The organism is Candidatus Saccharimonadales bacterium (genome assembly GCA_035945435.1).
Classification (GTDB): domain Bacteria; phylum Patescibacteriota; class Saccharimonadia; order Saccharimonadales; family DASZAF01; genus DASZAF01.
Genome location: DASZAF010000031.1, coordinates 105,392 through 117,666, shown reverse-complemented (window position 1 = coordinate 117,666; position 12,275 = coordinate 105,392). Strand labels below are relative to the sequence as shown.

At 52.5% G+C, this 12,275-nt stretch carries 11 protein-coding genes; 4 read left to right on the top strand and 7 right to left on the bottom strand.

Annotation, left to right across the window (positions count from 1 at the left end; translation table 11 throughout):
* On the bottom strand, positions 1–610 hold a 610-nt coding region (locus VGS28_04990; protein HEV2413125.1), incomplete at its 3' end, for a hypothetical protein.
* A gap of 208 nt (positions 611–818) precedes the next feature.
* Here VGS28_04990 and VGS28_04985 point away from each other — a divergent pair.
* Positions 819–1,235, top strand: coding sequence for a DUF1761 domain-containing protein (locus VGS28_04985; GenBank protein HEV2413124.1), 417 nt, complete (start codon positions 819–821; stop codon positions 1,233–1,235).
* Here the strand turns inward: VGS28_04985 and VGS28_04980 are convergent.
* From VGS28_04980 to VGS28_04970, 3 genes are all read right to left on the bottom strand, one after another.
* Positions 1,215–2,453 carry a DEAD/DEAH box helicase gene (locus VGS28_04980; GenBank protein HEV2413123.1) on the bottom strand — a complete coding sequence of 413 codons (1,239 nt, stop codon included), beginning with the start codon at positions 2,451–2,453 and terminating at the stop codon, positions 1,215–1,217. The genes VGS28_04985 and VGS28_04980 overlap by 21 nt on opposite strands.
* A 158-nt stretch (positions 2,454–2,611) precedes the next feature.
* The gene (locus VGS28_04975; protein HEV2413122.1) at positions 2,612–3,148 is read right to left on the bottom strand and encodes a hypothetical protein; all 537 of its coding nucleotides are present in this window, start codon (positions 3,146–3,148) and stop codon (positions 2,612–2,614) included.
* 71 nt (positions 3,149–3,219) lie between these two features.
* On the bottom strand, positions 3,220–3,936 hold the full coding sequence (locus tag VGS28_04970; GenBank protein HEV2413121.1) for a M23 family metallopeptidase: 717 nt from the start codon (positions 3,934–3,936) through the stop codon (positions 3,220–3,222).
* A gap of 158 nt (positions 3,937–4,094) precedes the next feature.
* Here VGS28_04970 and VGS28_04965 point away from each other — a divergent pair, with 158 nt between their 5' ends.
* Positions 4,095–6,458 carry a hypothetical protein gene (locus VGS28_04965; protein ID HEV2413120.1) on the top strand — a complete coding sequence of 788 codons (2,364 nt, stop codon included), beginning with the start codon at positions 4,095–4,097 and terminating at the stop codon, positions 6,456–6,458.
* Positions 6,459–6,528: 70 nt separating this feature from the next.
* Here VGS28_04965 and VGS28_04960 read toward each other — a convergent pair whose 3' ends face one another.
* The 3 genes from VGS28_04960 to VGS28_04950 are packed head-to-tail and all read right to left on the bottom strand — an operon-like array spanning position 6,529 to position 11,088.
* Positions 6,529–7,083 carry a hypothetical protein gene (locus tag VGS28_04960; GenBank protein ID HEV2413119.1) on the bottom strand — a complete coding sequence of 185 codons (555 nt, stop codon included), beginning with the start codon at positions 7,081–7,083 and terminating at the stop codon, positions 6,529–6,531.
* 11 nt (positions 7,084–7,094) lie between these two features.
* Positions 7,095–8,309, bottom strand: coding sequence for a hypothetical protein (locus tag VGS28_04955; GenBank protein HEV2413118.1), 1,215 nt, complete (start codon positions 8,307–8,309; stop codon positions 7,095–7,097).
* A 28-nt stretch (positions 8,310–8,337) separates the two neighbouring features.
* Positions 8,338–11,088 (bottom strand): Ig-like domain-containing protein, encoded by a 2,751-nt coding sequence (locus tag VGS28_04950; GenBank protein ID HEV2413117.1) that lies wholly within the window; start codon positions 11,086–11,088, stop codon positions 8,338–8,340.
* A 260-nt stretch (positions 11,089–11,348) separates the two neighbouring features.
* Between VGS28_04950 and VGS28_04945 the strand changes: the two genes are divergently transcribed.
* Both VGS28_04945 and VGS28_04940 read left to right on the top strand, forming a co-directional pair.
* Entirely contained in the window at positions 11,349–11,546 is a 198-nt protein-coding gene (locus VGS28_04945; GenBank protein HEV2413116.1) for a hypothetical protein, read from the top strand.
* Between the two features lie 82 nt (positions 11,547–11,628).
* Complete coding sequence (locus tag VGS28_04940) at positions 11,629–12,264, top strand: sortase (protein ID HEV2413115.1); 636 nt, start codon at positions 11,629–11,631, stop codon at positions 12,262–12,264.
* The last annotated feature ends 11 nt before the right edge of the window (positions 12,265–12,275 follow it).

The following is a 12,275-nucleotide window of genomic DNA, read 5'->3' as shown; positions in this document are numbered from 1 at the left end:
GATAGTAGGTACTGGCGCTGATCCAAGCATCCTGAGTTGTCCCAGGCATAGTTGTATCGGTAACCTGATATTCATAGCATGTACCGCCGCCGCTACCACATGACGTCTTGCCGAGGTTCTTGTATTTAATCGAGTTGCTGGTAAAGCCAAGGTTAACATTGCTGGTCGGGTTAGAAGTGGATGGTGCACCGGTACCTGAATACTCAAGCCAGGTTGACGATCCTGCATCTTTGATATATGTCTTGCCATCTAGAAGAACCGTCGAGATAGCCGATCCGTTACTCGTCCCCATAAGTGATTCGTTTCCCTTACCGTCGCTAGCTACGTTGAAGGTGGTGGTCGTCCCGTTGTTGGTCGTTGTCAGTACAGCTGAGTAGGGGATCTTATTTAGGTCCATATATGCTGCCGACCGACAGAGAACATTATCGTGATATGCGACGTTGCATGCCGCGTTCACGCCTGCTGCAGCCGTTGTTGAAGCTGTGGTGGATGATGTTGTTGCGTTATTGGTGGTCTTATTCTCTTGGCGTTTATGGTAGACATACCATCCCGCAAAGCCGACCACGGCGATTACTATAACAATTAATAAAATGAGTACTGGCTCAGCCATACCCATTTCGCGTCTAGATTGTGTGCCCATCTTTGATCTCGCTTATATTAATGCTTACGTTTAGCATATGAGGCGGGCTCACTGTAGTCAATGCTACAATCATCTTCCTGTGAGTTATATCACAACCTCAATCACTAAGCTTTCCCAAGAAACGTTGTATTTTAAAATTTCGGCGTATACTTGAACTCATAAGAGGAGGTGAGGGGAGATGCTAAGCGTGCACTTTATCAACTATTGGGCGGTCATAGTGGCAGCCGTCGTTAACATGGTCGTTGGGTCCATCTGGTACTCGAAGATGATGTTCGCCGAGCCCTGGGTCAAAATGATGGGCAAGAAGATGGATGAGATGATGGGCAAAGGTGCCGGTTTTGCTTACGCCGTCACAACTGTCGCGGCTCTTATCGGGGCATTCGTGCTTGCTAACTTTGCCCGGGATATGCATCTGGTTACGGCTATGAAAGGTGCTGAGCTCGGCTTTGTAGCTTGGCTCGGCTTTGTAGCGGCGACTTCGGTCACCACATCAATGTTCGCTGGCCAACGCAAGAAGCTCTGGGCCATTAATGCCGGCTATTTCCTGGTTGTCCTGATAATTAACGGGGCGATCTTAGCGGCTTGGCACCACTAGACGAGCAGCTGTCGAGCTATCGACAAAGGTGAGGGCATGTCCTGTTCGGCCAGCGCGGCCGGCACGACCGATACGGTGAACGTAGTCAACGTACGATTGAGGTGTTGAGAAGTTGATGACGTGGCTGATATCGCTGACGTCAATTCCTCGGGCCGCCACATCAGTAGCTACCAGAATGGTTATGTCGTTAGCCTTGAAGCGATTGAGGGCCTTTTGGCGTTGACCTTGTGTCTTGCCGCCGTGAATGGCGTCAACCTTGAAGCCACGATCGTGGAGCTCACGGCTGAGACGTTCGACGCTCCGCTGAGTCTCGTCAAAGATAAGAGCCTTGGTAACAGCCTGGTCGATCAATAGATCGTGAAGCTTCTCGATCTTGTCGGTATGTGAACCATACGTAACGATATTCTGTTCGACACCGTCGGCCGTCTCACCAGTCTTGACCGAGATAGTTACGGGGTCACTCGAGAAAGTCCGGATTAGGTTGTTGACGGCTGTATTTAAGGTTGCCGAGAAGAAGAATGACTGACGAACTGGGGCCAGCTGTCTCAAGATGAAGCGCATGTCATTCACAAAACCCATATCGAGCATGCGATCAACCTCATCGAGGACAACAATGTTGACGTTATCGAGAGTAAGGCTACCTCGTTCGAGATGGTCTTTGATACGCCCGGGAGTACCGATAATGATCTGTGGTTTTACCTTTAGATCGATCAGTTGGGGGTTCATGGCCGCGCCGCCAATCAGGAGGGCCCCGAAGAGACCGCTTCCCTTGGCAAGCTGCCGACATTCTTGTTCGATCTGCTGGGCCAGCTCCCTTGTCGGAGCCATAATAAGAGCCCTTGAAGTGCGATCGACGATCAGGCGCTGAAGAAGCGGCAGGGCGAAGGCTAGTGTCTTGCCAGTACCGGTGTTAGCGATTCCGATGACGTCTTGGCCGACAAGCCCGGCCGGAATAGCTTGGTCCTGGATAGGTGAAGGAGTAGTAAAGCCGCGTCGGTCGATGTTTCTGCGGAGCACTTCGTGCAGAGCAAAGTCGCCAAAGACATGAGTCGGCTCATAAGGTATCTCTTCGACGTTTTGGGCCGCTTTAATAAAGCGGGACGGGTGAATAGTCTCTTTGCGCCGGTTACCGCTCTGGCGGGCTGGCCGGGCATTGTACGTCCGATAGGGACTGGGGCGGCTACTGTAGACGTAGCCGCGTCTTGGGTTATAAGGCATAAAAAAAGAATCCTTTACGTGTTAGTAGTTTTCGTTACCTCGATTGTCGACAATGAACATCGAGTAACTCTGACCTCTAAACACTCGGATTCACTGAAGCAATACCGGTATTATACTCTAGAAAACAGATTTGGTCAATCAGAGAAGTTTACGTTCGACTAGAGCCGTTCACCTTGCTGACCAAATAGTATGCGGTGCATCCTCATCGGTAAGTTGCGAGCACGACCGGCATCGGTCATCTCTACCTCGGCAACAGTCGCGCCGACCACCATAACAAGTCCACCGACTATCGTTTCGGCGACCGCTCCTGCAGCACTGAACGTGAGATGTGGGTTCTGTTCTGCGACCGCTGCGGCCATCCCGACCATCACACCACCAGCGTTCGCTGCTAGCACGCCCACGGTAGTAGCCCTGAGGCCAATACCTGGGTGACGATCAGTCAACGTTGGATTAACCCGCTCTGATGCTGAACCGCGCTCCACCCCGAGCAGGGTACCGACACGAACACTGAGTGCAAGACCAGGCAATACAGCACCGAGCCATTCTCCAGCATTAAAACCGAATCTCTGGGCCACATATGCTCCCGCGCCCGCCAGTACAACACCGGCGCCGCGAATAACATAACCTGCTACGCAGGCCTTTCGAGAGTCGACGACGGCTTCATCGTAGAAGAAACTGTTCTCTGGTTGTGGCATAATAACTATTATACAAGTTATTTGCCATACCAACCACATTTATATCATAGATATGTATGTGATACGCCTCTTCACTGGCTGCTAGAACTATCATTCGGCAGATTGCGATACTGCAAGCTGAGCGGGTCAATCCAGCCAGATAGTTCACTAGCTACAGGGACGTAGCCTCGCAGATCGAGAGTATCACTGGCCAGGATATCAAAATGAAGATGGCGCCGTTCTCCGTCAGTCTGCTGCGAGTAGGCGATACCTAAGATGCCAATCTGCTGGCCTTGGCTGACTTGAGTCCCCACTGGCAACGTTGAAGAGGGATCAAGATGTCCGTAAAGAACCAGGTGCAGAGCACCATCAATTGTCACTTGGATAACCGTCACACCACCATAGCCAGAGGCCCAATTAGAGTAGGTGACTATCCCGTTGGCGATAGCGTATACCGGGACCGTGCCGGTCACATCCCCGTACTCAACATCGACCCCAGTATGATAACCGGTAAAGCGCTCCGGTTGGATGGGCGAGTTCTGGGGAGTGACATAGGTCCCAAAGAAGATCTTGGTGATGCGCTGATGAAACTGATCGATAGGTTCGACAAGAGCGGGCAGGGGTTGAGTTGGTTGAACCTGAGTGACAGTTGAAGATGGCTTTTTAGCCGGCGGATTATTGGTAGTTACGAGGTGAGAGTCATTAAAGAGACGGCCGAAACTCAGAAAAACGATCAGAAAGGCCAGCACAACGCCGCCAGTAGCGAGCTGATAGGCATGGAGCTTCAATCGCCTCAAGTGCCGCTTCATACCTTAATTATACTGCGGCTTCCAGTATTGACAGAATAACCTGCCATGTGAACAAAGTATTGATTTAACGGATAAGTATGTTATAGTAGAGCCAGAAAACGAACAGGGTGGATAGGTTTAAGACGCGTAGTTAGCTTACATAAGGAGAGCAGCAAAGTATGTCAACCCCTAGTCCCTTCCCTGATAGAATCCCGCAACCGGTCGAGCACGACCCCGGTGCGGTAGTCGAAAACTTATACCCCGATCACGACCGACTTAACGGTGATGATCCTTCATACGTCATTGACAGAGACGGTGCACGTCGGACAACGACTTATCTCCACGAGCGTCTTACGCCCGAGGGACCACGTACCCGTATCGGTATCCTCTCCGCCGCTCGGACAATCCTCCTGCCCAGACGAGTTGCTGCCGGTACTCGCGAAGTTACCAGATACCACCGACGCAAAGGGGAGTGGTATGTCCGCCCACTTGTCGCAGGCGCTGTCGTGCTCGGTAGCCTGGCAGTTGCCAACGCCGCCGGTAACGCCGAAGCTCTCTGGCAGTTAATTCATCCGCCACACAGCATTATTCGCGTCATCCATCGCACCGAAGAGGTGCCGGGTAGGACCACGACCGTCCACGAGGACGTACAGACATCCGACACAGTCGGTTCGACAGTCATCAGCCAGACTGCTCATGGTGAGATTGGAACATTTAACCGCAGAGTACGCGGACTTGAGAGAAGGGGATGGCTCCCACTCAAGCTGACATTCATAGGAAGAACGTCACCTGAATGGGGTACTATCGCCTCCATAACTGACGGTAATAACGCAGACAACCGTCGTCTCGGTACCGACCGGGCAATGACCGTTGAGGGCGCTACCGAGCAAGCTCTCCATGGCAACCCTGCCAGCGAGGCTCCGTATGTCATCGAGCCTAGAGACTACCCGCTCAGACCTGCCACCGAACAGCGACTTGAGGCTGAAGCGGTCAGTGATGGCTATGGCAACATCTTAGACGCTATTACGGCCGTAGATAGCGGTGAGCATGTGCCGCGACACCTCGCCTCTGAGATCAAGCAGTACTTCACCAGCAAACGTGGTGTCGAGGTTATCGCTAAGATGGAACTCCCGGGTAAGATGCATAAGGTGCTCAAGACCATTAAAGAGCACATTCCAGCCCACAAGCGTGTCGGCTGGGGTTTCTACGGCTTCATACCGCTACCACCCATTCCTAAGTTCCGACGGGACAGGGAACAACGAGAAAGACGCCGCTGGGCCTGGCAGCCATACCCTATCGGCCGACCTAAGATAATCAAAGAGACCGAGGAGACTGCATGGATCCGCGTTCGAAAAGAGGCCCTTCAGGCTGATCGCACGTTGGTGCGGCACCCTTGGGCCTACGATCGAAAGACGGAGCACCTACTAAAAGACGGTATGCACGCAGATCGCATCCAACAAGTCATGCGAGCAGATTGGCAGACAGCTGACGGTGAACAGAGGGATATGCGCCTTATGTTCGTCGATCACACACCTGACGAGGAGACTGCTGCAGCCTACGGCCGCTTCCTTGAGTCGCTCGCTGCGGCCCATGAGAAAACCGGAGTCGCCGATAAGCTGACTGGTATCTTTATCTTCCCGCGTAGCTCGGCAGGTGTCGCTCACAGTGATCCGAGAAAGATCGCCCTCGGAATCGACAATCAGGTGCCTGACGAGGATGTTATTGGTGAGTTCATCGGCGTAATGAAACAGGCCGAGCTTCACGTACGGACAGACCTTACGGGTGACGAGCTTATTGCTGACTTAGCACGACGTAACGGGCCGCTTTGGACAATTTTCCATGAAGCAGCCGGACATGGTACCGACGTTGACGACGAGCTATTCGTTCTACAGCCAGTTCACGTTCGTGGTATCGCTAACGCACACATCCTCGATAGAGATCACATGCGACACCGTATGGGCCCACTCTTCCCGTTCCTTGCTCAGTTGCCGGTTGGTCAACCTCGACCTGGCACCGTACCACCAACCTTTGAGGTTACCTATCAGGTCCCAGATGGACAAGGCCGATTGGTCACCGAAACCGTCAGCGTTCCAGCTGGCGATCCGCGCCTCTCTCATGCGCAGCGTAACTCCGTCTATATCCAAGGTCACCACAACACAGAATATGGTGGTGGGAGTGACTTGGAGAGCTATGCTGAAACGGCTGCTTCGGTTGCAGCCGGTATTCCAACTGAGTTTTCTCATGGTGGCGGAGACGTTCCTCGGCGCCTCACCGATGCTGGAGAAGTGGCAGACTTTGCCGATGGCTTCCGAGCCGACAGGCGAGCAGAGCGACTGGTTGCCGAAGCGCTTGGGGCAGAACCTGGGACGTTCCCGCTTCGCTGGGTTACCCCTCCACAGGTTACGATACATCGCATGCCACCCCAGTTCGATTCGCTTCTTCGAGACCAGATGGCCCGAGCCCGATCTCAGACGACCCCAACGCCTGATGAGATGGTGGCTATCCTTGCCCGTGTCTCTAGACACCGTTCCGCTAAGAAGTAGCATCAAACCTTTGTTTAACCTTGTCGGGTCTTAAAACCAGCCCATGGGCTTAAGACAGTGACGCTGTTATCTAGGCGGCTTCTGGAAGAGCGTCAAAGAATCGCTGGGCTGCCCGTCCGACAAGCAGACGCGCTTCTATGATACTCGGTCCGGATGTGGCCTCACGACGCTGGAACGCACCAGGCCGTACGCCCTGGTGCCACTCCGTCATCTCATAGCCAAGGGTGTTGGCCCCAACCATCCTTGTCTGAACGTCAAGATAGGTTGTCGCAGGGCGCCTGCGCGGCCTGCCAGGTTCAACGAGATCGTCTTCTTTAGAGTACTCGAGTGTCAAACCGGCAAACTCCTCAATATAGCCCCTCCCTGGCTGTACGCGACATGTCAGGGTCGCATCAACGCCCGGAGCCCAAGTGGGCATGTACTGCCATGCAACTACGCCGTCAGGCATAGGTCGTCCAAAATATGACTGCAGGCTGGTCCCTTTCTCGCGGACCGCTAGGGCTAACCTACCGAGAGTATGCTTACGACCTTTCGGATCGCTATGCGGCTCAAACTCTTCGCCTAGGAGATCTCCCGCTAGTGGAAGTGCTAGATACCTGTCAATTGGGTTGAGCCGGTCTGACATAAAGAGTTATCCTACTTTGAATCAAAGATAGTAACGGGGACACCGATTCTGGCTGCGCCATGCGCGAAGTCATCTAAAATGCGGAGCTGGTTAGGGGTGTGCATCTGGAAAGTAGCCGTGCCGCCATTACCTGCTTGGAAGTTGTTATAGGCGAATAGGTTGACTGATACGTTAGGTACTCTCCGCCTGATCTGCTGGACCTGAGAGAGAAACTCGATCAAGAGTAGGTGCCTGTGAGCATCGTTAACAGTATACAGTTCTGGGCCTTGGCCGGGGTAGTTGACATTGTTCATCTCGTTCCAGGTCCCGAAGTTTAGCCAGACGTCTTCAACACCAGCAGCTTGAGCCAAGTGAGTGACGAGACCTGCGTCTACAACACTGGCTCCAGTGTCTTCGGGAACCCATGGGAAGCCTTGATAACCTATCGAATCGACTGTCCCCCTGAGTCCTCTGACATAGGGCAGAAATGCATCTGGGCTAGTGGTCGCGCTGTTATAGCTGTGATCACGATAGGTGACGTTGTTCAGAAGAACAGAGATCTTAGACTGATCGGCCGGCAAGGCTTCTTTGATGATGTTGGCAGCCCGCTTAACACACGAGACGAACTGCTGAGGCCCGGTCGCGTGGTTCTGTCTAGTATCCTGAGCCAAGAAATTTCCTTCCGCAAAGGGGACCCACGTACCATTCGTTATACCGGCACGTTTCATTGCATCCATATAGATGCGAAGCGCGTGATCGTATTTACCGTGTTCAAACAGGGTAAGGTCCATATTAGGACTTGGCTGCATGATGAAGAGTGGTGCAACCCCGAATTGCTCCCACGTCTTTAGTGTTGCGGCGTCTTGTTCACCACTTAGCAGTGCTTCTTCGGGTGTAGTCGGCATATTCCTAAAGATCATCATCTGGTCGGTATCTACGCCGTACTGTTCGTAGTTCGCAAGAAGCGGTAACTGTGAGTCCCCACTTTCGCGCATGCCATGAAGTCTCTCGGCACTAGAGCCAGAAGTCGGAGAGTGATTGGGTACCTCAAGGTGAGAAGGCGTGCCACCACCGTTTAGCAAGCTACCGATGAGACCTGTCTTCCAAGCGACAAAGGCGCTTAGACCAGCCGTGGCAGCGAGACCGCCAAGTAGTAACCCGGTTCGTCGAGAGTATTCTCTTGGGTCGTCTTCGCCCCGTGGTTCATCACCGGGTTCTCTCAGCCCACGACGTACTTGTCTATCCATGATAGATCGCCACCAGCTCTGACGAGCTCTATTTGACCTGCGCACTTGTCTCAGCGAAGCCTTGCTTCATGGTAACTACTTTGATACCTGAAGCCTTGATGGCGTCGAGCTGAGCTTGAAACTGAGCAGTTGTAATGTTGTAGATACCAGCGTCAGTTGCCGGGTTCGGGTGGTCATCGACTGAGTGGTAGGTGATGATCAGCCATGTGTTGGTAGCCTGTGCCTGGGCAATCCAGTCGGCAACCTGAGCGGTAGTCGTATTGTCGTAGATGTTTTGGACTTTCAGGCGGTAGGGCTGGAAGTCGTCTTTGCTGTTGAAGCCATCGTCGACGCTTCGGGCAGCCGTGTAGTATTTCGCAGTGGCCGTCATAACGGCTGAGTTATAGAGACCGAACGGGTAAGCCAGATCGGTCGGTGAGACACCTGTGATGGTCTTTAGAGCCGCCTGCGAGTTAGCAAGCTGCTTGATCAAGTTGGCAGGCGTCTGTTGTGTCAAGTCGACGTGATCAACGGTGTGAGAGGCCATCTCTTCGCCCTCCTGACCGATTGCCTTAACCTGAGCCTTGGTCAGGTAGCCGCTCTGGTTAAGAAGAGCAGTGATGATGAACTGGGTACCGGTAAAACCGGCAGCTTTTAGCATCGGAGCGGTGTTGGTGTAGCTACACTCGTAACCGTCGTCGAAGGTCAAGCTGACCAGCGGTTCGCTGAAACCGACTGGGACGTACTTCGTCATACTGAAGTCACTTGTTGAAAGGGTACCGGTGCTGTCAAAGAAGTGGTAGATAGCGATCGTTTGGGTACCAGCAGGGATGGCGAATTCGGTCGTAAATTTGGTCCAGCTGCTGACAGCAGCGGGTAGGCCGATGATCTGGTAGTCGGTGGTGCCGTCGCTCATATTAAAGGCAGCGTCGATCTGAGTCGGGATGGTCGCCTTGTAGTACTCTGAGAACTTGTACATCTCATCTTTAGTGGCAGGTACCGCGTTGAACGACCACTTTGAGTCACCGCTGGTGTAGCTGGTGATCTTAGTAGTTAGGCTTCGACTTCCATCGAAACCTGAACCAGGTGCGCCGTAAGTAAAGGTGTGGGTGTTAGTGCCCCAAGTGTCGGTCGTCCAGTCAGCTGGCATGTTCGAATTGCTTGGGTCAACGACGAGATCCTTAGGGTTAGGAACGAGATTGGTGCCGGCGTTGCTGACTTTGACGGAAACCGGGCTTGAGGTGGCAACAACGCTGTTACCTTCGAAGATTTCAGCACTTAGACTATGGGTACCGTTTGATGCTTGGGTACTATCCCAGTTGTACTGGTAGGGAGCACTCGTAACAGGGCTACCGAGAGCCTGGCCATCCAGTAAGAACTGAACGCTAGTGATCCCGTTCGGGTCGCTTGCGTTAGCTGAGACTGTGGTCGTACCTGTAACTGTAGCACCTGCGACTGGAGCAGAGATCTGGATAGACGGTTTCGTGCTCTCAGTCAGCGAGAAGTTATCAGTCTGAAGTGTACCGACGGCGCTGATCAGATGGTAGACGGTCATTGTCTGGGTACCGGCAGGAACTATGAAGCTGGCGTTGTACTGCGTCCAAGCTGATGGGTTGGCGGCAGCTGAACCAAGATCCTGGTATGTAGTTACGCCACTAGCGTTGATGAAGGCGGCCATAACGTCTGTAGTGACGCTTGATTGGTAGTAGTCACTGTAGTTATAGGTAGCACCTGGGGTGACATTGACCGGATTGAAGTACCACTTAGCGTCACCACTGGTGTAAGCGGTCATATTGATGCCGACGCTGCGGCTATCACCAGTTGAGCCGTTGGTGATGTATGAGAAGGTAACCGTATTGGTGCCCCAGTTGCCTTGGTCCCAGTTTTCAGGTAGAGAACTGTTAGACGGATCAACCGTCTCGACTAGCGGGTTACTAATAAGGTTACTTCCGACCGTACCGTTAGAAACGGTTACTGGAATGGCAGCCGAAGTAGTGCTGATACCTTCAGTGTTGGTGGCAACAGCTGTCAGGCTGTGGCTACCGTTCGTGGCGACAGTGGTATCCCACGTATATTCATAGGGAGCACTAGTGATCGGGCTACCGAGAGCCTGGCCATCAAGCATGAACTGGACGTTGGCGATGCCGTTAGTGTCACTGGCATTAGCACTAATAGTCGTACTACCACTGACAGTTGCACCAGAGTTCGGGGTAGAGATGTTGACTGAAGGAGCGCTTACTGGGCTCAATGAGAAGTTATCAGTTTGAAGTGTACCAACGCTCTGAATGAGGTGAAAGACGGTAAGCTCGGTGACGCCACTTGGAACGGTGAAGTTCTGGGTGAACGTTGCCCACGAAGTGTCGGCAGGAGCTGAACCAAGGTCCTGGTATGAAAGGGTGCCGCTTGCAGTCTGATCCTGGACCATGACTTCAGTTGGAACGTTGGAGAGATAACTATCACTATAGTTGTAGGTCTGACCGGCAGTTACGGCTACTGGGTTGAAGTACCACTTAGCGTCACCGCTGGTGTAGCTGGTCATCTGAACCTGGACACTATTGGTGTCGATTCCAGAACCACTATTAAGGTAGGAGAAGGTGGTGCTATTGGTGCCCCAGTTTCCTTCGTTCCAGTCGAGCGGCTGTGATGGGTTGCTCGGATCAGCCGTTTCTACCAGAGGATTGGCTATAAGGTTGGTAGGGCTAGCCGCAGCGGCGCGCTGGGCGAGGGCCAGTGTAGCTGGACCTGCTAAAAGTCCTGCAAAGAGGACCATTGACATAAGGGTTAGTAAGAATTTTCGCATCTACCTGATTCTCCAACATTAGTGATAGTAACGATTGGACATAATTATACAACTCTTTCAGTACTTTTGTCAATGAGATGGTGAAATAAACTCTAAACATAAGAATGTTAAATAATCTACTTTACATAAGCGCATATTTAGTATATATTGTATGTAAACGAGTTGAGGCGAGGACTCTTCTCCTCCGCAGCGCCTGCGAGGGCTTGCGGCAGGATAAGAGGTCACAAATCAGCTCGAGCTATTAAGCAGGAGAGAATGCAATGGCTGGATATGGTATGGGAGGCGGCGTTGGTGTCGCTACCACAACCGCAGGTGTAGCTGGAGTAGCTACTCTGCCCAACACAAGTGGCTTCAAGCTAGCCTTTGTCTTCGCAGTCGTTATGATGGTGCTCGGCCTTACGGTCCTCACTTTCACCGGCGCGATGAAGGTCAAGCAGCACTTCGGCAACAAAGCCTAAGCAGCTGCTTGAAGCTCACTAAAGACTCGGGCTACAGGATATATATTCTGTAGCCCGTTTCGGTCATGAAGGTAGATACGTTATGACGATTAGACCACAGATAAAGTTAACCAAACTACAGATACTGACCGTTGTCGGTATGCTTATCTTTGTCTCAGGCCTCATCGGCACGGCCCCAACTCTGATCTCAAACTTCGAGGCCGATCAGGCAGCGACTGTGAACGCCGCTAGCTCCAAGCAAGTCAGAGCAACGGTGCCCCAACCAACAGCCAGTCATCCAGCACAGTCAATCATCAGTGGCTATCCGACTTCTATATCTTTCCCAAGTCTCGGTATTAACCAAAGCATCATCCCTGGATATTACGATGCTCGTACCAACAGCTGGACGCTGAGCGATACGAACGCCCAGTACGCAACCATCAGTGTCGAGCCAAACAATACCAGTGGACAGACATTCATCTATGGGCATGCTCTACGAACGATGTTCGGACCCCTGCTAGCCGGTCTCCACATAGGTGACACTGCCCAAGTGAAGACGCAGAACGGTTACACCTTTACGTATAAGCTAACCGACAGCTATGCCGTCCAGCCGTCACAGACATCGGTCTTAAGCTATACAGGGGCACCACGGCTCCTCGTGCAGACCTGTTCAGGTCTCTTCTGGCAGAATCGCCAGATGTTTAGCTTTGAATATATTGGCTACACTAAGACAAACTAGGTAGCTTTTTA

Bases quoted from the DNA above. Each gene is read 5' to 3' on its own strand.
- VGS28_04940 (HEV2413115.1), top strand. From the start codon at position 11,629: ATGACGATTAGACCACAGATAAAGTTAACCAAACTACAGATACTGACC.
- VGS28_04965 (HEV2413120.1), top strand. From the start codon at position 4,095: ATGTCAACCCCTAGTCCCTTCCCTGATAGAATCCCGCAACCGGTCGAG.
- VGS28_04945 (HEV2413116.1), top strand. From the start codon at position 11,349: ATGGCTGGATATGGTATGGGAGGCGGCGTTGGTGTCGCTACCACAACC.
- VGS28_04960 (HEV2413119.1), bottom strand. From the start codon at position 7,083: ATGTCAGACCGGCTCAACCCAATTGACAGGTATCTAGCACTTCCACTA.
- VGS28_04980 (HEV2413123.1), bottom strand. From the start codon at position 2,453: ATGCCTTATAACCCAAGACGCGGCTACGTCTACAGTAGCCGCCCCAGT.
- VGS28_04975 (HEV2413122.1), bottom strand. From the start codon at position 3,148: ATGCCACAACCAGAGAACAGTTTCTTCTACGATGAAGCCGTCGTCGAC.
- VGS28_04950 (HEV2413117.1), bottom strand. From the start codon at position 11,088: ATGCGAAAATTCTTACTAACCCTTATGTCAATGGTCCTCTTTGCAGGA.
- VGS28_04955 (HEV2413118.1), bottom strand. From the start codon at position 8,309: ATGGATAGACAAGTACGTCGTGGGCTGAGAGAACCCGGTGATGAACCA.
- VGS28_04970 (HEV2413121.1), bottom strand. From the start codon at position 3,936: ATGAAGCGGCACTTGAGGCGATTGAAGCTCCATGCCTATCAGCTCGCT.
- VGS28_04985 (HEV2413124.1), top strand. From the start codon at position 819: ATGCTAAGCGTGCACTTTATCAACTATTGGGCGGTCATAGTGGCAGCC.